This is a genomic window from Falsiroseomonas sp., assembly GCF_051860665.1.
Lineage (GTDB): Bacteria > Pseudomonadota > Alphaproteobacteria > Acetobacterales > Acetobacteraceae > Falsiroseomonas.
Genome location: NZ_JBHYDM010000037.1, coordinates 24,685 through 43,559, shown reverse-complemented (window position 1 = coordinate 43,559; position 18,875 = coordinate 24,685). Strand labels below are relative to the sequence as shown.

General features: G+C 74.8%; 15 protein-coding genes. 6 read left to right on the top strand and 9 right to left on the bottom strand.

The genetic code is table 11. The annotated features are described in order from the left end of the window. Together ACTIF1_RS23540 and ACTIF1_RS23535 are read left to right on the top strand one after the other, a co-directional pair. Positions 1-1,345, top strand: a 1,345-nt coding sequence (locus ACTIF1_RS23540; protein ID WP_439598892.1) for a flagellar hook-length control protein FliK, incomplete at its 5' end; no start/stop codon positions are given. Between the two features lie 13 nt (positions 1,346-1,358). Then, positions 1,359-2,024, top strand: coding sequence for a flagellar hook assembly protein FlgD (locus ACTIF1_RS23535; RefSeq protein WP_439598891.1), 666 nt, complete (start codon positions 1,359-1,361; stop codon positions 2,022-2,024). Positions 2,025-2,039: 15 nt separating this feature from the next. Here the strand turns inward: ACTIF1_RS23535 and pgi are convergent, their stop codons facing one another. Next, positions 2,040-3,668: a glucose-6-phosphate isomerase gene (pgi, locus tag ACTIF1_RS23530; protein ID WP_439598890.1), complete on the bottom strand. Its 1,629-nt coding sequence runs from the start codon at positions 3,666-3,668 to the stop codon at positions 2,040-2,042. A 275-nt stretch (positions 3,669-3,943) separates the two neighbouring features. Here pgi and ACTIF1_RS23525 point away from each other — a divergent pair, with 275 nt between their 5' ends. Both ACTIF1_RS23525 and ACTIF1_RS23520 read left to right on the top strand, forming a co-directional pair. After that, the gene (locus ACTIF1_RS23525; protein ID WP_439598889.1) at positions 3,944-6,958 is read left to right on the top strand and encodes a PAS domain-containing protein; all 3,015 of its coding nucleotides are present in this window, start codon (positions 3,944-3,946) and stop codon (positions 6,956-6,958) included. Positions 6,959-7,063: 105 nt separating this feature from the next. Then, complete coding sequence (locus tag ACTIF1_RS23520) at positions 7,064-8,059, top strand: MerR family transcriptional regulator (protein WP_439598888.1); 996 nt, start codon at positions 7,064-7,066, stop codon at positions 8,057-8,059. A gap of 9 nt (positions 8,060-8,068) precedes the next feature. Here ACTIF1_RS23520 and ACTIF1_RS23515 read toward each other — a convergent pair whose 3' ends face one another. The 3 genes from ACTIF1_RS23515 to ACTIF1_RS23505 all read right to left on the bottom strand — a co-directional run bounded on the left by ACTIF1_RS23515 (position 8,069) and on the right by ACTIF1_RS23505 (position 11,323). Continuing rightward, the gene (locus ACTIF1_RS23515) at positions 8,069-8,566 is read right to left on the bottom strand and encodes a hypothetical protein (protein WP_439598887.1); all 498 of its coding nucleotides are present in this window, start codon (positions 8,564-8,566) and stop codon (positions 8,069-8,071) included. A gap of 82 nt (positions 8,567-8,648) precedes the next feature. Beyond that, positions 8,649-9,905, bottom strand: coding sequence for a M16 family metallopeptidase (locus ACTIF1_RS23510; RefSeq protein WP_439598886.1), 1,257 nt, complete (start codon positions 9,903-9,905; stop codon positions 8,649-8,651). Further along, on the bottom strand, positions 9,902-11,323 hold the full coding sequence (locus ACTIF1_RS23505; RefSeq protein WP_439598885.1) for a M16 family metallopeptidase: 1,422 nt from the start codon (positions 11,321-11,323) through the stop codon (positions 9,902-9,904). Before ACTIF1_RS23505 ends, ACTIF1_RS23510 begins: the two co-directional genes overlap by 4 nt. Positions 11,324-11,434: 111 nt before the next feature. Here ACTIF1_RS23505 and ACTIF1_RS23500 point away from each other — a divergent pair, with 111 nt between their 5' ends. Further along, the gene (locus ACTIF1_RS23500; RefSeq protein ID WP_439598884.1) at positions 11,435-12,856 is read left to right on the top strand and encodes a hypothetical protein; all 1,422 of its coding nucleotides are present in this window, start codon (positions 11,435-11,437) and stop codon (positions 12,854-12,856) included. Between the two features lie 52 nt (positions 12,857-12,908). Here ACTIF1_RS23500 and ACTIF1_RS23495 read toward each other — a convergent pair whose 3' ends face one another. The 5 genes from ACTIF1_RS23495 to ACTIF1_RS23475 all read right to left on the bottom strand — a co-directional run bounded on the left by ACTIF1_RS23495 (position 12,909) and on the right by ACTIF1_RS23475 (position 18,084). Continuing rightward, entirely contained in the window at positions 12,909-14,612 is a 1,704-nt protein-coding gene (locus tag ACTIF1_RS23495) for a methyl-accepting chemotaxis protein (RefSeq protein WP_439598883.1), read from the bottom strand. A 71-nt stretch (positions 14,613-14,683) separates the two neighbouring features. Beyond that, positions 14,684-15,637 carry an ornithine carbamoyltransferase gene (argF, locus tag ACTIF1_RS23490; protein ID WP_439598882.1) on the bottom strand — a complete coding sequence of 318 codons (954 nt, stop codon included), beginning with the start codon at positions 15,635-15,637 and terminating at the stop codon, positions 14,684-14,686. Further along, positions 15,634-16,836: an aspartate aminotransferase family protein gene (locus tag ACTIF1_RS23485; protein WP_439598881.1), complete on the bottom strand. Its 1,203-nt coding sequence runs from the start codon at positions 16,834-16,836 to the stop codon at positions 15,634-15,636. Before ACTIF1_RS23485 ends, argF begins: the two co-directional genes overlap by 4 nt. A gap of 201 nt (positions 16,837-17,037) precedes the next feature. After that, a complete protein-coding gene (locus ACTIF1_RS23480; protein WP_439598880.1) occupies positions 17,038-17,397 on the bottom strand; it encodes a hypothetical protein in 360 nt (119 codons plus the stop codon). A gap of 27 nt (positions 17,398-17,424) precedes the next feature. Then, on the bottom strand, positions 17,425-18,084 hold the full coding sequence (locus ACTIF1_RS23475) for a PRC-barrel domain-containing protein (protein ID WP_439598879.1): 660 nt from the start codon (positions 18,082-18,084) through the stop codon (positions 17,425-17,427). Between the two features lie 166 nt (positions 18,085-18,250). Here ACTIF1_RS23475 and ACTIF1_RS23470 point away from each other — a divergent pair, with 166 nt between their 5' ends. Next, on the top strand, positions 18,251-18,874 hold the full coding sequence (locus ACTIF1_RS23470) for a RecX family transcriptional regulator (RefSeq protein WP_439598878.1): 624 nt from the start codon (positions 18,251-18,253) through the stop codon (positions 18,872-18,874). Position 18,875 lies beyond the last annotated feature (1 nt).

Here is an 18,875-nt window from a genome sequence, read left to right as displayed (position 1 = left end):
CCCGGCCGGCGCCGTGCCCGCCGCCGCGCCGGCTGCTGCCCCACCCACGCCTGGCCCGGCCGCAGCCCCCGTCGCCCGCCTGCCGGCCGCGCCCGAGGCCACCCCGGCCATGCCAGCCGCCGTGCCTGCCGCCGCCTCGTCCCCCGCGGAACCGCCGCCCAACCTGGCCGCCACCGCCCAGCAGGCGGCCGCGGCGCCAGCCCCGGCGCCCGGCCTGCGCCGCGGCCCCTCAGGCCCGTCCCCCGCCGCGCCCTTCGCCGGCGCGACGCCGGGCGAGACCCCGGCCGAGCCGCTCGCCGCCGCCCCGCCGGGCGCCACCCCGGTCGAGCCCGTCCTCGGCGGGCCGGCGGGCGCGACGGCCGCTGCCACCGCATCGCAGCCGCCCGCCGCATCCCCCGGCGCCACCACCCCCGCTCCGCTGCCCGGCCTCGCCACCGATGCGGGCGGGCAGGCGGCCGTGGCCGCGCCCGCGGAGGCCAGCCTGGCTCCCGCCCGGCCGGAGGCCGCGGCCCCGCTGGCGACCCCGCTGGCGGCCCCGATGGCGAAGGTCGAAACCCCGACGCCACCCGGCCCCGCCGTCGATCCCGCCCCAGCCACGCCGCGGCCGGGCCGCGAAGCCCCGCCGGCGGAACTGCCGGAGCTGGCCGCCGCCGAAGCCCCCGTGGCGGAGGGTGAGGCCCTGGCGCCGGCCGAGCCCGCCACCCAATCCGCACCGGCCCCGATCCCGGCCGCGCCCGAGCTCCAGCCCGCGGCCATGGAGCCCTTGGCGCCGCGGGCCGAGGCCACCCAGCCCGCCACCGCCAGCGCCACCATCCTGGCCCCCGGCCTCACGGCGCCGCCCCTGCGCAGCCCGCAGCCCGGGCGCGGCCCCAACCCGGTGCCCGTCGCCTGGCCCTCGCGCCAGGTCGCCCCCTTTGCCGTGGCGCTGGCGCTCGGCCCGGATGCGAGCCTGACCCTGACGCTCGATCCCGTGGAACTCGGCCGGGTCGAGGTCGCGATCGACCGCAGCCGGGGCGAGGCCGCCATCCGCGTCTCCGCCGAGCGGCCCGAGACGCTGGCCCTGCTCCAGCGCGATGCGCGGGATCTGGAGCGTGCCCTGTGCGAGGCCGGCTTCGGCGATCGCGCCCCCAGCCTCAGCTTCAGCCTCAGCCAGGGCAGCCCGGGCCAGGGGCAGGGCCAGCCGGGCCAGGGCCAGGCGGCTGCGCAGCAGGGCCAGTCGGAACAGGGCAGCCGCGGCAGCCCGCGCGGCGAATCGGCGCGGCAGGCGGTGCCCGATGCCGCCACCCGCCTGCCCCCCACCCGCCGCGGCCCGGTGCATCCCGGCCTCATCGACCTCGCCGTCTGAAGGAACATCGATCATGAGCGGTTCCGTCACCTCCGCCCTCGCCGCCAGCAATGCCGGCGGCAACCGCAGCAGCGGCACCCGGCTTGCGGGCGACCTCGACACCTTCCTGAAGCTGCTGACCACGCAGCTGCAGAACCAGGACCCGACCTCGCCCATGGATGCGGACCAGCTGACCCAGCAGCTGGTGCAGTTCTCCACCGTCGAGCAGCAGATCAACACCAACAACACGCTGCAGCAGCTGCTGGCGCTGCAGCAGTCGAGCCAGCTGGGGGAGGCGGCGGCGCTGGTCGGCCGGCGGGTGGCGGTGGAGACGGACCGCCTGCCGCTGCAATCCGGCCAGGCGCAGGTGAACCTGCCCGCCGCCGGCACCGCCCGCACCGCGCGGATCGAGGTGCGGGACGCCAACAATATCCTGGTGCGGGCCAGCGACGTGACGCTGGGCGCCAATGCCAGCCAGTGGAACTGGGACGGCAAGACCACCAATGGCACCCAGAAGCCGGATGGCACCTATCGCGTGACGGTCAGCGGCCGCGACAGCAATGGCGCCGCCGTGCCGCTCAGCTTCAGCGTCACCGGCCAGGTCACCGGCGCGGTGCGCGATGCGGGGGTGGTGACGCTGCGCATGGGCGGGCTGAATGTCGGCTACGACATGCTGCGCGACCTGGGCGGCGCCCGCTGAGCCGGGGCGGCGGCCTCAGCCTTCCTGCAGCCGCCGGATCTCGCCGATCATCGCCGCCGTGGCGGCATCCGTCGCGGCGGCGCCATTCTCCAGCGCCGGCAGGATGCCGCCGGCCAGTTGCTTGCCCAGCTCCACGCCCCATTGGTCGAAGGGGTTGATGTCCCAGAAGGCGCCGAGGCAGGCGACCTTGTGCTCATAGAGCGCGATGAGCGCGCCGAGGCTGGCCGGAGTCAGCGCCGGCAGCAGGATGCTGGTGCTGGGCCGGTCGCCGGGGAAGGTCCGGTGCGGCGCCAGCCGGTCGATCGTGGCGGGATCCAGCCCCGCCTTCGCCATCTCCGCCCGCGCTTCCGCTTCCGTCCGCCCGCGTGCCAAGGCCTCGGCCTGGGCCAGGGCATTGGCCAGCAGGATGCGGTGGTTGCCCGGATGCGCATGGTCCGGCCGTGCCACCAGCACGAAATCCACCGGCACCGGCGTGGTGCCCTGGTGGATCAGCTGCAGGAAGGAATGCTGGGCATTGGTGCCGGGCTCGCCGAAGACCACGGGCCCCGTCGCATGCGCCACCGGCAGGCCGGCATTGGTCACCCGCTTGCCCAGGCTTTCCATCTCCAGCTGCTGCAGATGGGCGGCGAAGCGGGACAGGCGCTCGTCATAGGGCAGCACGGCGCGGGCCTGGTAGCCCAGGCCGTTCACATGCCAGACCTCGGTGGCCGCCAGCAGCAGGGGAAGGTTCTCGCCGGGCGGGGCGGCCAGGAAATGGTCGTCCATCTCCCGCGCCCCGGCCAGCAGCCCCGCGAAGGCGTCCAGCCCGCAGGCGAGGGCGACGGAGAGTCCGACGGCCGACCACAGGCTGAACCGCCCGCCGACCCATTCGGAAAAGCCGAAGACCCGCTCCGGCAGGATGCCGAAGGCCGCCGTCGCGGCCAGGTTGGTGGACAGCGCCGCCAGGTGCTGCGGCACCGCCGCATGGCCCAGTGCCTGGGCCAGCCAGCCGCGCACCAGCTGGGCATTGGCCATGGTCTCCTGCGTCGTGAAGGTCTTGGAGGCCACCAGCACCAGGGTGCGCCGCGGATCCAGCTGCGGGCGCAGCGCCTCCCAGGCATGGGCATCGACATTGGCCAGGTAGTGCGCCCGCATCGGCTGGCCCGGCCGCCACAGGGCGCGCGCCACCATGGCCGGGCCGAGGTCGGAGCCGCCGATGCCGATATTCACCACATCGGTGAAGCGGTCCCCGCCGGCGCCCAGGATCTGCCCGCCATGCACGCCGCGCACGAAGCCGGCCATGGCGTTCAGCGTGGCCTGGACGCTGGCCGAGGCATCCTCCCCGCCCGTGCGGAAGCCGCCGGCCGGGGCGCGCAGCGCCATGTGCAGCGCGGCGCGGCCTTCCGTGACATTCACCGCCTCGCCGGCCGCCATGGCGTCGCGGAACCGTCCCACGCCGCGCGCCGCCGCCAGGTCGAGCAGCGCCGCCAGCACCGGCTCGGTCAGCGAGGTGCGCGACAGGTCCAGCAGCAGGCCGGCGGCGCGGAAGCCGAAGCGGCGGGCACGCAGCGGGTCGGCCTCCAGCAGCCGGCGGATGCCGGCCGCGCCGGGCCGGCGGCCCAGCGCCGCCACCGCTTCCCATGCCGCAGATCCGGCTTGCTGCATCGCCTGCATTCCCCCTTGGCCGGATCCTGGCCGCGCTTGGGCCATGGATACGGCATCTTTTGCCTCAGAGCAGCCCGCTTTCCCAGGCAGCATTCCGACGCGCGAGGCGCGCCAAGGTTTTCCTTGCGCCGGGCAGTCGCGCGAAACGAGTCTGCAACCGTGTTGCGCGACGCGAATGATACCATCTGGGCACGGAAGCGGCCGTCCCGCCCCTTGGGGGCGGGCTGTTGGCCGGGAGGGTGGTGTCGCGGCGCGGCCGATGGCGGGCCGCGGCCATGCGTCGCTTGGGGGACTGGAACGCCTTGGCTAGGGACGATGCGGCGCAGCGGCTGGAGGGCGGGGGAAGGGTGGGGCGCTGGCTGGCGCTCAGCCTGGCCGCCTTCGCGCTGATCGCCGCCTGGCTCTTCGTCGCCGCCAGCCTGGCGGATCGCCGGGCCACGCTGGACCAGGGCTGGGCCGATGCGCAGAGCAGTGCCTCCCTCCTCGCCCAGCAGGCCAACCATGTGCTGCGCATCGCCGAACTCACCACCGCGCGGGTCTCGCAGCTGGTGGAGCGGGTGGACCTCGAGGATCTGCGCGGCCCCAACTGGGCGGAGCTCAGCGAGATCGCCGGCGGCACGCCGGAGGTGGAGGCCATCTGGGTGACCGATGCCGAGGGAAGGATCCTCGCCAATAGCCTCGACCGCCGGCTGATCGGCCTGTCCCAGGCGGACCGCACCTGGTTCGCCACGCTGCGCGCCGGGGCGCCCGGCCATGTCACCGGCCTGATGCATGGCGGGCCGGTGACCGGCTGGTACTTCGCCTGGAGCCGCCGGCTGCGCGACGACAGCGGCCGGTTCCGCGGCGCGGTGGTGGCGGCGATCGCGGCGGAACGCTTCGGCGCGGGGGCGCAGGGCCTGCATCTCGGTCCCGGCTCGCTGCTGCAGATCGACCGGCTGGACGGCACCATGGTGATGCGCTGGCCGCTGGGGGCGGTCGGCAGCACCTATGGCGAGGCCGGCCCGCCGCGCGGCTCCTCCGGCACGCGGGAGGTGGTGGATGAGAATGGCATGGTCCGGCTGCTGGCCTGGCAGCAGGCGGCCGGCATGCCGGTCGTCGCCTCCGCCGCCATCGCGCGGTCGCATGTGCTGGCCCCCTTCCATCGCCGGCTGCTGCGCAACGGGCTGATCTTCGGCCTGTCGGCCGCGATGGCGGGCGTGCTGGCCCTGGCCGCCCTGCGCTCGGACCGGCGGGAACGCGCGGCGCGGCATTCGGCCGAGGAGCGCGGCGCCGCCCTGGCCGCGGCGCTGGCGGAGCGCGAGGAACTGCTCGCCTCGGTGCAGGAGGGCGAGGCGCGGCTGCGCCTGGCCGAGCAGGCCGGGCGGATCGGGCTATGGGACTGGGACCTGCGCGAGGGCCGGCTGGCGCTGATCGGCGATGTCTTCGCCGCCTGGGGCCTGCGGTCGCGCCGCCGCATCACCGCCCGCGCCGCGCTGCGCGGGGTGCAGGCGGAGGACCGGCTGGCCCTGGCCGCGGCGCTGACGGCCGCGGTGCGCGGCGAGGTGCCGCTGGAGGCCGAGTTCCGCCTGGCCCAGGTGCGGCCGGAACGCTGGATCGCGGTGCGGGCGGAGGTGCGCCGCGGGGTGGATGGCCAGCCGCGCCGCATGCTCGGCATCGCGCTGGATGTCACCGATCGCCGGCAGAAGGCGCAGGCCCTGGCCGAGGCCAATGCCACGCTGGAGCGCCGCGTGGCGGAACGCACCGGCGCGCTGGCCGATGCCAATGCCCGGCTGCGGGAGGGCGAGGCCCGGTTCCGCGGCATCTTCGACGCCACCTTCCAGTTCATCGGCCTGCTCTCGCCCGATGGCACGGTGCTGGAGGCGAATGACGCCATGCTGCGCCTGGGCGGCGTGACGGCGGCGGAGGTGATCGGCCGCAGCTACTGGGAGGCGCCCTGGTGGCCCGAGGATGCCGGCATCCGCGCCGCGGTGCGCGACGCCGTGCGCCAGGCCGCCGCAGGCCATTTCGTGCGGCGCGAACTGGCGATGCGCGGCATCGACGGCCAGCCGCTGGCGATCGACTTCTCGGTGAAGCCGGTGCGCGACGAGGATGGGCTGGTCTCGCTGCTGGTGCCGGAGGCGCGCGACGTCTCCAGCCTCAAGGCCGCCCAGGCGCAGCTGCTGGAGGCGCAGAAGATGGAGGTGCTGGGCCGCCTGACCGGCGGCGTGGCGCATGACTTCAACAACCTGCTGATGACCGTCCTGGGCAACCTGTCCCTGGCCCGCAAGCGGCTGGGGGAGGCGGCGACGCCGCAGCTGCTGCGCCACCTGGATGCCGCGGCGCTGGGCGCGGAGCGCGGCGCGCAGCTGACCCAGCGGCTGCTGGCCTTCGCCCGGCGGCAGGATCTGAACCCCTGCCCGGTGGACCTCGCGGAGCTGCTGGCGGGGCTCGGCGAATTGCTGCGCCGCTCCGCCGGGCCGCGCATCGAGCTGGTGGTGGAGGCGCCGCCCGGCCTGCCGCCGGCGATGGTGGATCCGCATGCGCTGGAACTGGCGCTGATGAACCTGGTGGTGAATGCGCGGGATGCGATGCCGGAGGGCGGCCGCATCACCGTCCTGCTGGATGCGCAGCGGGTGGAGGCCGGCGTGCCGCAGGGCCAGGCCGTGCCGGACCTGACGCCCGGCCGCTACCTGCGCGTCGCGGTGGCCGATACCGGCACGGGGATGGATGCCACCACCCTGGCCCGCGCGGTGGAGCCCTTCTTCTCCACCAAGGGGCCGGGGCAGGGCACCGGGCTCGGCCTGTCCATGGTGCACGGCCTGGCGCACCAGTCCGGCGGCGCGCTGCAGATCGAGAGCGCGCCGGGCCGCGGCACCGTCGCCGCCCTCTGGCTGCCGGTCTCGGCGGAGGCGCCGGCCGCGCCCGCGGCGGGGCGGGAGGGGGAGGCGCCGCGCGGCAGTGGCCGCGTGCTGCTGGTGGATGACGAACCGCTGGTGCTGGAGAGCACGGCGGCGCTGCTGGCCGACCTGGGCTATGAGGTGCAGACGGCCGAATCGGCCGAGGAGGCGCTGCGCGCCCTGGCCGAGGGCGCCGCGCCGCGCGCCGTGGTCACCGACCACGCCATGCCGGGCATGACCGGCGCGGTGCTGGCGGCGCGGCTGGCGCAGGAAAGGCCGGGCCTGCCAGTGATCCTGGCCACGGGCCATGCCGGCCCCTGGCCGGAGGGGGAGGGGCCGCTGCGCCTGGTGAAGCCCTATACGCAGGAGCAGCTGGGCCGGGCCCTGGTCGGCGTGCTGGGCGCGGGCGGCTGAGCTGCGCCCGGACGGCTTGACCCGGACAGCTTGACCCGGACAGCTTGACCCGGACCCTGGGGCCACCCCGATAAGCGCCGCGTGCAGGCAGCGAGGCCCCCCAGGATGTCGTCCGATCATGCCCTGACCGCCGCCGAGGCTGCCCGCCGGCTCGGCGTTTCCGCCAAGGCGCTGCGGCTTTATGAGCGGCACGGGCTGGTGCGGCCGCGCCGCTCCGCCGCCGGTTGGCGCTTCTATGGCCCGGCCGAGATGGCGCGGGCGGCGGAGGTGGTGGCGCTGCGTGCGGTGGGGCTGAGCCTCGCCGGGCTGGCCGGTCTGCGGGGCGGCGATGCGGCGGCGCTGGCCGCGGCGCTCGCCGCGCAGCAGGCGGTGCTGGAGGCCCGCCTCGCCGCCCTGGCCGGACAGCTGGCCCGGCTCGGCGGGCTGCGGGCTGGGCTGGCCCAGGGGGTTGCCCAGGGGGTTGCCCAGGAGGTTGCCCAGGGCGTTGCCCAGGGGCTGGCCCAGAACGCGGTCATGGAGCCGATCCGCTTCGCCCTGCCCTGGCCCTGGGCCGGCGAGGCTTTCGCCCTGGCGGCGCCCGGCCCGCTGACCTGGATCACCGGACCCCTCGGCAGCGGCAAGACCCGGCTGGCGCGGCGGCTGGCGGAGGTCTTGCCTGGCGCCCGCTTCCTCGGCCTGGACCGGGCCGAGGGCGACGACGCCCCGGTCGCGCCGGCGCTGGCGAAGCTCTGCGCGGACGGCGCCACCGACTCGGCCGCGCTGCGCGCCCTGCTCGCCGGGCTGGCGCAGCCTGCGCCGGCGCTGGTCGTCGACATGGTGGAGCAGGGGCTGGACGCGCCGACCCAGCGGGCGCTGGCCGCGCATCTGCGCCGCATCGCCCGCCCGGACCGGCAGCTGTTCCTGATGACACGCTCCAGCGCCATGCTGGAGCTGGAGGCGATGGCGCCGGGCGAGACCATCCTGTTCTGCCCCGCCAATCACAGCCCGCCCTGCACCGTCACGCCCTGCCCGGGCGCGCCGGGATTCGAGGCCGTCGCCAGCTGCCTCGGCCCGCCGGCGGCGCGCGCCCGCAGTGCGGGGATGGTTGCCCGGCTGGCGTGACGGGCGGCGTCAGAAGCCCGACAGCACGTCGATCTTCAGCACCAGGCTGGGCAGGTCACCCGACCGCAGCAGGGGGTGGATGATCGCGCCAGGCCCCTCCGTCACCGGCCCCCGCTCCGCGAAGACGCTCAGCCGGAGCTGCCGGGCGGCACGGTTCCGGTCGGCGGCGGGGATGTGCAGCGGCTCCCGCGTGCCGGGGGCGAGCACCAGCCGGCCGCGCGCATCCTCCGCCATCGGTTCGAGCTGCAGATGCGCGTCGCCGATCGTCCGGAGCAGGCTGGCGCGGAAGGGAATGGGCCGCCCATCGATGGCAAGCGACAGGGTGCCGGTACAGGTGAAGGGGACCCGCGACGGATCCGCCAGCGGGCAGCCGAAGAACTGCGGCGCCGCCCCATCGCCGATCTGCTCGACGCGCACCACCACCTGCCCCACGCTGCTGGGCGCCTGAGCCCAGGCGGCTGACACTGTCAGCGACGCCGCCGCAAGCAGGAGAGCGATCTTCGTCATCGGCAGCCGGCCCCGTATCAGCCCGCCGAGCCTGCCCATCGGGGCGGACCGGTGCAATCCCGTTTCGATGGCCGTCCAGGGGCTACAGCCCCACGGGCTGCCCCGCCACCGCCACCGAGAGCGCCTCCGGCTTCAGCAGCCGTGCCGCCACCGCCGTGGTCCGCTCCCGCGTCAGGGCGCGGAGCCTTTCGTTGCGGCCTTCCAGCCAGTCCAGCGGCCGGCCATTGCGTTGCAGCGCCAGCAGCGTGCCGGCGATGCGGCGCGTGTCGGTGAATTGCAGCGGCAGGTTGCCGGTGAGGAAGGCGACCGCATCCTCCAGCTCCGCCTGGGTCGGGCCCTCCGCCGCCATGCGCGCCCATTCCTCGCGCGTCACCGCCAGCGTCTCCGCCACCTTGGCATTGTCGGTGGCGGCGGAGCCGACGACGACACCCTGGCCGAAGAGCGTATCGAGCCCGCCGCCGATGCCATAGGTCAGGCCACGCTGCACCCGCACCGCCTCCATCAGGCGGGAGGAGAAGCCGCCGCCGGCCAGGATGCGCAGCACCACCTGGAAGGCCTCCCAGTCCGGATCCTCCACCGGCAGGCCGGGCTGGCCGAACTGGAGCGTGGATTGTGGCGAGACCACCGGCACCACCACCGGCGCGAACCGCGCGAAGCCGGGCAGCGGGGGTGCCGTGGCTGGGGCCTCGGCCGGCAGGCCGGCGAAAAGCTGCGGCAGGATTTCGGAAAGCTGGGCGGCGGTGATGGCGCCGCTCGCTGCCACCCGCACGCCACCTGCGCGCAGTTGGCGCGCCAGCGCGTCGCGGATCGCCTGTTCCGGCAGCGCGGTCAGCGTCTCCACCGTGCCGGAGGTGGGGCGCCCCGCCGGATGGTTCGGATAGGCGGCGGCCCAGAAGGCGCGGCCGACCTGGCCGCGCGGCGTCTCCAGCGCCGCGCGGGCGGAGGCGATGGCCCGGGCCCGCGCCCTGGCCATGGACTCCGCCTCCAGCCGCGGCGCGCGCATGGCCAGGTTGGCCAGGCGCACCGCCTCCGGCAGCGCCGGCAGCAGGGCGCGGAAGGACCCTTCGAAGCCGTCGCGCTGGGCGGAAAAGCTCAGGCCGATGGCGGAATCGCGCAGCGCATCGGCGAAGGCGAGCATGTCGAGGTCGCCCGCGCCCTCGGTCAGCAGGGCGGCACCCAGGGCCAGCGCGCCGGCATGTTCCGGCGCATCCAGCGCCGCGCCGCCGTCCCAGCCCCAGGCGAGGGAGACGACCGGGACCGAATGATCCTCGATCAGCCAGGCGGTGTGCCCGCCAGGGGCCGTAACCGGCTGGATCTCGATGCGGAAGCTCTCGGTCACAGCCGCACCTCCGCCGGCGCCTGGACCCCTTCGGGCAGCAGCCACCCGCTGGCCGAGGGGGCCTGGCCGAGCACGGCGGCGGCGGCGGCGGCCACCTGGTCCCGCGTCACCGCGCGGATGCGGCGGGGCCAGAATTCCACCGCCTCGATCGGCAGGCCGACGGACAGCGCGCCGCCGATCATGCGCGGCGCGGCGCCCAGCCCATCGAGCGCCAGCAGCGCGCCGGCCGAAAGCTGGCGGATGCTGCGCGCCACCTCGGCCTCGGTCGGGCCGCCCTCGTCCAGCAGGCGCTTCACCTCCGCCATGGCGGCCTGCTCCACCCGCTCCGGCGGCACTTCGCGGCGCGGCGTCACGGCGATGTCGAAATCGCCCCAGCTCGCGGCGTCGCCGTCGTAGCTGGCGCCGACGGCCAGCGCGAGGCCGCCCTCCACCAGTGCGCGGTGCAGGCGGGAGCCCTGGCCGCCGCCGAGCAGATGGCGCAGCACCTCCAGCGGATCGGCGTGGCGGGTCTCGCCGGCGGTGAGCGTCGGGGCCTGCCAGGACCGGATGAAGGTCGCCTCGCCCCGCAGCCGCGGGTCGTTCTTCACCAGCCGCGGCGTGGGGATCTCGCGCGGCGGCGGGGCGCGGTCGCGGGGCACGGCGGGGCCGGCCGGGACCGCGCCCCAGCGTTCCGTGATCTCGTTCCAGAAGCTGTCGCCGCCGATGGCGCCGGCCACCACCAGCACGGCATTGCCGGGCGCATAGCGGGCGCGGAAGAAGGCCATCAGGTCCTCGTGCCTGATGGCGCGGATCTCCTCCTCCCAGCCGATGATGGGGCGGCCGTGCCAGTGCTGGCGGCCCCACATGGCGGCGGCGAATTCCTCGAAGAACAGGGCGCGGGGGGAGGAGCCGGTGCGCTGGGCGCGCTCCTCCAGGATCACCAGCCGCTCCGATTCCATCTCCGCCGCCGGGATCAGGGCGCTGGCGAAGCGGTCGGCCTCCATCATCGCCACCAGGTCGAGCCGGCTGGCCTCCACATGCTGGAAGTAGCCGGTGACGTCGCGGGAGGTGAAGGCATTGTCGTTGCCGCCCTCCCGCGCCACGCGGCGCGAGAATTCGCCGGAGGCGACATTGGCGCTGCCCTTGAACAGCATGTGCTCCAGGTAGTGGGCAATGCCGGAGAGGCCCGGCGGATCCTCCCCGCCGCCGGCCGCGACATAGGCGTAATGCGCGACCACGGGCGCCCGGCGCTGTTCCACATGCGCGACGCGCAGGCCGTTCGGCAGGGTGCGCAGCGTGGCGCCGAACAGCGGGCGTTCCGCCAGGGCGGCGGCGGAGGGCGGCGGCGCGGCCTGGGCCAGGGCCTCGGGGGTGGTGCCGGCAACGGCTGCGGCGGCGGCGGCGGCCTGGAGGGCGGCGCGACGGGTGAGGGATGTCATGCCGACAACATGGGCCCGCGCGGCCGCTTGGCAAAGCGTCCCGTTCCGCCGGCTCGACGTTCGGCCTTTCCGCCGGCTCGACGCCGGGCGCGCCCAGGTGGTAACCGGCGCGTGATCAGGCGGGCGGCGGCGATGCAGGCGAGGGCGGGGGATGCGGCGGGCGGCTGGTGGGCGACGGGCCTGGCCGCCGGGCTCTCGGCCCTGCCGGCGCTGGTCGCCCTGGCCGTCTTCGGCCTGCTGGTGACGCCGGACAGCGCCACCTACCTGGCCTATGCCGAGGCGCTGCGTGCCGGCCCCCTGCCGGTGGGCGAGGCCCTGCTGCGGGAGGGGCCGGCGCCCACCGCGCTGTTCCGCACGCCAGGCTATCCGGCGGTCCTCGCCGCGCTGCAGACCCTGGCGCCGCAGAACTGGCCGACCCTGCTGGTGGGCGTGCAGATGCTGGCCCAGGCGCTGCTGGCCGCCCTCACCCACCGCACGGCGCGGGCGCTGGGCCTGGCGCCGGGGCTGGCGCTGCTGGCGGCGCTTCTGCCGGCCACCGGCCATGCGGTGCTGGCGCAGATCGCCGTCATGACGGATGCGATCCACGCCGCCCTGGCCGGCGGCGCCGCGCTGCTGCTTTTGCGCGCGGGCTTCCGGAAAGGGGGGATGGGGCCGATCCTGGCCGCCGGCGTGATGCTCGGCCTCGCGACCCTGCTGCGGGAGGCGACGGCCTATCTGGCGCTGGCCTATCTGCCCGCGGCGGCCATTGCCGCCGGGCCGCGCCCGCGCCGCATGCTGGCAGGCCTCGCCCTGCTGTCGCTGCCCGTGATCCTGGCCGCCGGCGCCCTGCTGGCGGAGCATCAGCGCCGGGCCGGCGTCGCCGTGCTCTCCACCAGCCGGCAGATCGTCATGGTGCAGGCGGTGCTGCCGCTGCTGGCGCGCGGCGTGCCGGTCTTCGATGGGGAGGATCTCTACGACACCACGGCGCGGGAGACGGTGGGCCGGCTGGGCTATGCGGGCATCGACCCGCTGAATGCCCGGCTTTTCGAGGCCGGCATGACGGCGCCCGAGATCGCGGCGACCGCCAGCGACCGCTATGCCCGCGCCTGGCGCCGCCATCCCGCCGAGATGCTGCGCGCCATGCTGGTGCGGCTGCCCACGAAAATGTTCGGGGTGGGCTTCATGCCGGTGGATACGGTGGCGGAGCTGCACCGGCAATTCGGCGAGGCGCGCCCCTGGTTCGGCAGGCCGGAGGCGCTGTGGCAGGCGGCGAGACAGGGCTCGCCGGGTGCGGCGCTGCTGCTGCTGGCGCTGCTCGCCAGTCGGATTCTCGGGTATGCGCTGGCGGTTGGTGCGGTGCTGGCGCCGGCCCTCTTGTTCTGGCGTGGCGATGCGCGCGCCTGGCCGGCGCTGGGCGCCTGGCTGGTGGTCGGCGGCTATTTCGGCGTGCACCTGCCGGTGCATCTGGAGCAGCGCTACCTGCTGCCGGTGGTACCGCTGGTGGCGGTGCTGGCGCTGCTGGCCCTGCCGCGGCGGACGCCCTCCGCGGGCTGATCAGCCCGCAGGAAGGGTCAAGCTGATCAGCCCGCAGGAAGGGTCAAGCTGATCAGCCCGCCCGCAGGGTCGCGGCGAAGCTCGCCACCTCCCGCTGCAGCGTGCCGCCCTGGCTGCCGACCTCGGCACCCGCGGCGCGCAGCGTGGCGATGCCGGCCGCGGCGCCGCCGATTTCCTCCGACAGGCCCTGCATCTCCGCCGTCGCCGCGCCGGTTCCGGCCGAGGCCTGCATGGCGTTGCGGGCGATCTCCCGCGTCGCGGCGCCCTGCTGCTCGACGGCGGCGGCGATGGCGGTGGAGACCTCCTCCATCTGCCCGACCGCCGCGGCGATGCCGCGCACGCTGTCCACCGCCAGCTCCGTCGCGCTGCGCATGGCGCCGATCTGGCTGGAGATTTCCTCCGTGGCCTTGGCGGTCTGCGCCGCCAGGGTCTTCACCTCGCTGGCCACCACGGCGAAGCCCTTGCCGGCCTCCCCGGCGCGGGCCGCCTCGATGGTCGCGTTCAGGGCCAGCAGGTTGGTCTGCGCCGCGATATCCGCGATCAGCTTCACCACATCGCCGATCCGCGTCGCCGCCTGGGCCAGGCCGGTCACCGTCTGGTCCGAGGCGCGGGCCGCGGCCGCGGCCTCCTGCGCCCGCTGGGCGCTTTCCGCCACCTGGCGGGTGATCTCGGCCACCGAGGTGGCCAGTTCCTCGGCGGCTGCGGCCACAGCCTGCACGTTGGTGGAGGCCTCGCCGATGCGCGCGGCGCCTTCCTCGGCGCGGGCGGTGGTGCGGTGCCCGGCCTCGCCCACCGCATCGGCATTGCGGAGCAGCTCCTCCGCCGCGCTGCCGAGCGTCCGGGCGATGCCGCCGATGCGGGCTTCGAGCTGGTCCGCGGTGGCCTGGCGCTGGCTGGCGCGGGCCTGCTGGGCCTCCCGCCGCTCCGCCTCGGCCTCCGCCTGCCGGGCCTGGGCGGCGAGGGTGGAATCGCGCAGCGCGGCCACGGCGCGGGCGATCTCGCCCAATTCATCGCCGCGCGCGATGGCCGGCACATCCGTGTCCAGCCGGCCGGCGCCCATCGCGCGCAGCGCCACCGCCAGCCCGCCGAGCGGCCGCAGCATGCGCCGCAGCGCCAGCGTCAGCATCAGGCCGGAGGCGAGGATCAGCACCAGGCTGACCAGCACGGCATGCTGCATCGCAGCCGTGGCCTGGGCCTGCGCGGCCACCAGGTCCAGCCCGACGAAAAGGATGCCGACCTGGCGGCCGCCGGCATCCCGGATCGGCTCATAGATGGTGAGATAGGGCAGGCCGAGGATCATGGCCTCGCCGCGATAGGCCTCGCCGCGGCGGATGGCTTCCCGCGCCGGCCCCGGTCCGAGCACGGTGCCCGTGGCGCGGCGGCCATCGGGGGTGGTCACGCTGGTGGCGATGCGGGTCTCGGCCGCGAAGATGGTGGCAACGCCCGCGCCGACCAGCTTGACCCGGTCGGTCAGGTCATTGCGGCCGGTCAGCGGCTGTGTGCCCACGAAAAGGCCCGTCTCGCCCTCCAGCCGGAAGCCCTGGCCGAGGTCGCCGAGCATGGCGCGCAGCAGGCTCAGATTGCGTTCCAGCTGTTCGGCAACGATCTCCCGCTCGCGGTCCCGCAATTCGAGGACCGCCCGGCCCTCGATCACGACGAGGCCGCCGACGAAGGCCAGCAGGGCCATCGCCACGATCCGCGCCCCGATGCCCACGCGCCCGAGCCGCTGGCGCAGCCCCTTCCATACCCCGCCCATCGTGCACCTGACCCCATTGGAAGGGGTCTTGTTACGGGGAGCGGGTGAAGATTGCTTGAAGCGGGCCTCGCTCAGCCCTGGCCGAGCGCCCAGAGCAGCACGCCCTTCTGGGCATGCAGGCGGTTCTCCGCCTCGTCGAAGACGACGCTCTGCGGGCCGTCCATCACCGCCTCGGTGATCTCCTCGCCGCGATGCGCCGGCAGGCAGTGCATGACGATGGCATCGGCCGCCGCGTGCTTCAGCAGCGCCTCGTTCACCTGATAGGGGGCCAGCAGGTTGTGCCGGCTGACCTTCTGCTCCGAGGTCTCGTCCGACATGGAGACCCAGGTATCGGTGACGACGCAGCGGGCGCCGGCGACCGCGGCCTGCGGGTCCGTGGTCAGCTCGATCCGCGCCCCCTCGGCGCGGGCCCAGGCGATGAGGTCCGCCGGCGGGGCGAGTTCCGGCGGCGTCGCCAGGCGCAGGGTGAAGCCGAAGCGGGCGGCGGCCTGGATGAAGCTCTGGGCCACGTTGTTGCCGTCGCCGGTCCAGGCCACCACCTGGCCGGCGATCGGGCCGCGATGCTCCTCGAAGGTCATGATATCCGCCATCAGCTGGCAGGGATGCGAGACATCCGTGAGGCCATTGATGACCGGGATGGTGGCATGCTCCGCCAGCTCCCGGATCTTTGCCACATTGTCGGTGCGCAGCATGATGGCATCGACGTAGCGCGACAGGACGCGGGCGGTATCGGCCGGCGTCTCGCCGCGGCCGAGCTGCATGTCGCGCGAGCTCAGCACGATGGCATCGCCGCCCAGCTGGCGGATACCGACCTCGAAGCTGACGCGGGTGCGGGTCGAGGGCTTCTCGAAGATCAGCGCCACCGATTTTCCGGCCAGCGGCTTGCCCTGGACCTGGCCGCGCTTTGCCTGCACGCCGAGGTCGAGCATGCGGCGCAGCGTCGCCGAATCGAGGTCCATCAATTCGAGAAAATGCCGGGGGGAGGGGTTGCCCCCTCCCGCCACGCTTTTCAGCGCCGCGCTCATTTCGCGGCGACCTGTGCCGCGCTCGGCGTCATCCGCAGGCAGGTGCGGTCGAGCAGGCGCAGCGCCTCCGCCACCTCGGCCTCCGTGATGATCAGCGGGGGCGCGAGGCGCAGCACATTCATGCCGGCGGCCACGGTCAGCAGGCCTTCCACCACGGCGGCGGACTGCATGTCGCCGTTATTGACCTCCGGCCGCAGCTTCAGGCCGAGCAGCAGGCCCGCGCCCTGCACCCCCTCGATCACCGTCGGGTGCTTCTGGGCCAACTCCAGCAGGCCGCGCCAAAGGGACCGCGCCACGCCATCCACCTGGTCCAGGAAACCGGGGGCGAGCACCACGTCCAGCACAGCATTGCCGGCGGCGGTGGCCAGCGGGCCGCCGCCATAGGTGGTGCCATGGGTGCCGGGCTTCAGGTATTGCGCGACCTTCTCCTTCGCCAGCACGGCGCCGAGCGGAAAGCCGCCGCCAATGCCCTTGGCGGCGGACATCACATCCGGCTCGATCCCCGCCCATTGATGCGCCCAGAGCTTCCCGGTGCGGCCCATGCCGGTCTGGACCTCGTCGAGGGCCAGCAGCAGGCCGAATTCGTCGCAGACGGCGCGCAGCTCGCGCAGGAAACGCAGGTCGGCGGGTCGCACGCCGCCCTCGCCCTGCACCGGCTCGATCATGATTCCCGCGGTCTGCGGCCCGATCGCATTCCGCACGGCATTCATATTGCCGAAGGGGACATGGTCGAAGCCCTGCACCGGCGGGCCGAAGCCGGCCAGGTACTTGGCATTGCCGGTGGCCGAGAGCATCGCCAGCGTGCGGCCGTGGAAGGCGCCCTCGAAGCAGATCATGTGGAAGCGCTCGGGGTGGCCGGTCTCCGCATGGTATTTGCGGACGGCCTTCACCATGCCTTCGTTCGCCTCGGCGCCCGAATTGCAGAAGAAGACGCTGTCGGCGAAGGAGGCCGCGACATGGCGCGCGGCCAGCTGCTCGGCCTGCGGCACGCGGTACAGGTTCGAGACGTGCATGACCTTCGCCGCCTGCTCCGCGATCACCTTCGTCAGGTGCGGATGGCCATGGCCGAGGCTGCTGGTGGCGATGCCGGCGCCGAAATCGAGGAATCGTCGCCCATCCGCGGTCCACAGCCAGGCGCCCTCGCCCCGCTCGAAAGCGAGGTCGGCACGGTTGTAGGTCGGCATCAGGGCGGGGATCACGCGATCCATCCTCCGTCACGCCGCGCGGCCTGGCGCCATTCGCCTGGGCGAGCGCGGAAGCGATGGAAATTGCACGAGAAGGGGCGGGCGGTCAAAGCACCTCCGCGCCAGCGCCTTGCGCCGGAAGCGGGGCGCGGATGCGCCAGACGCAGAAACGGCCGGGACAGGCCCGGCCGCTTCCTCCGTCACGTCAGCCAAAGATTACTGGCGGACGCCGCCGCTGTTGGACGGATAGGCGCCGGAGGTGTTGGAGCCGGTGGCGCGGTCATAGGCCCGCTCCGCCGCCGTGCCGGGCGGATTGCCCGGGCGGCCATCCGACTGGCGCGGGAAGGCGCCCGAGGTATTGGTGCCCGCCGCGCGGTCCAGTGCGCGCTCCGCCGCCGTGCCGGCCGGGTTGTTGCCCGTGCCGTCCGGGCTGGTCGGCGGGCTGCCGGTGGCGCTGTCATAGGCGCGCTGGGTGGCGGTGGAGGGCGGGTTGCCCGCCACGCCATCGCGCGGCGCGTTGTTGGAGCAGGCCACGATCGGCAGCAGCGCCGCCATCACGAACAGGGTCTTCTTCATTTCGGGCGTCTTTCCTGAAGCGAGGGCTCAGCCGCGGCGGCTGTTGTTGTCGTAGGTGAAGGCGGGCAGGGACTGCAGGCTGTCCTTGGTCGCGCCGCGCAGCACCCACCGGTTGCGCTCCGCGTCATGGGTCAGGCGCTCATAGGGGATGGCCACCAGCTTGGCGCCGATGCCGAGGAAGCCGCCCACCGAGATCACGGCCACCGGGGCGCCGCCGGCCTGCGGCACGATCAGGTCGTCGACCTCACCGATGCTGTTGTTTTCCTCGTTGTAGATGTTCGAGCCGATGATCTGGCTGGCCCGGCGGCTCTCGCGCAGGCTCATGCTGTCCACCGAGAGGCTCGGCGTGGTCGCGCCGGTCGCGGTGCTCCGGGCGCCGGGGTTGCCGGTCGCGGCGGTGCCCGTGGTGTTCGGCGTCGTGGCGCGGTCCAGCGCGCGGCCGGCGGCGGTGCCGGGCGGGTTGTTGCCGGTGCCATCGGCATCGGTGCGGTTACCGGTCACGCCATCGAGCGCGCGCTGCGTCGCGGTGGAGGGCGGGTTGCCCGGCGTGCCATCGGCCGGGGCCTGCGCGGTCACGCCGCCGCGGGCCTCGTTCGGCGTGGCGGCGGTCTGGCCGAAGGCCAGCACCGGGGCCATGGCGATGGCGGCGGCAGTCGACATGGACAGGAAGGTCTTGGTGGTCAGCATCCGGCTTTCTCCTTTTTCCTTGGCCGATGCGTCGGGGCGCTCCGTGCCTGCCCCCCCAACGCGGAGCCGCGCGAAAAGGTTGCGGCGGCGGCGCTTGTTTCTGAGGCGCCTTGGTTGCAGCGCGGCGGGTCGCCAGCCGCCCGGGCGGCGTGCCAGGATGGGCAGGATGGAAACCCGCCGATCCGATCGCCGGCCGGCCCGCGACCCCGCCGCCCCGCCCCGCCCGCCCGGCCCCCCGCCGGGCGAGGCGCGGCTGCGGGAGGCGGCCGTGGCGCATCTGGCCCGCTTTGCGACCACCGAGGCCGGGCTGCGTCGCGTGCTGCAGCGCCGGGTGGACCGCTGGGCGCGCGCGGCGGAGGCCTTCGGCATGGACGGGATCGCCCAGCTTGTCGCGGCCGCGAAGCAGGCGGCGGCGCTGGTGGCGCGGCAGATGGCGGCCAGCGGCAGCGTGGATGATGCCGCCTTCGCCGAAAGCCGCGCCCGCCGGTTGCGACGCAGCGGCCGGTCCCGCCGCGCCGCGCTCGCGCATCTGGCCCAGAAGGGCGTGGCGGCCGAGACCGCCGCGGCCGCGCTGCCGGAAGGCGAGGCGGCGGAGATGGAGGCCGCGCTCGCGCTGTGTCGCCGCCGGCGCCTCGGCCCCTTCGGCGATCCGGCGGCGCCGCCGGAGGCGCGGCTGAAGGCCCTGGCGACGCTGGCCCGTGCCGGTTTCGCACGCGGCACGGCGGAAGCCGCGCTGCGCCTGGACCCCGGGGAGGCCGAGGACCGGCTCCTCGCCTTCCGGCGGGGCTGAG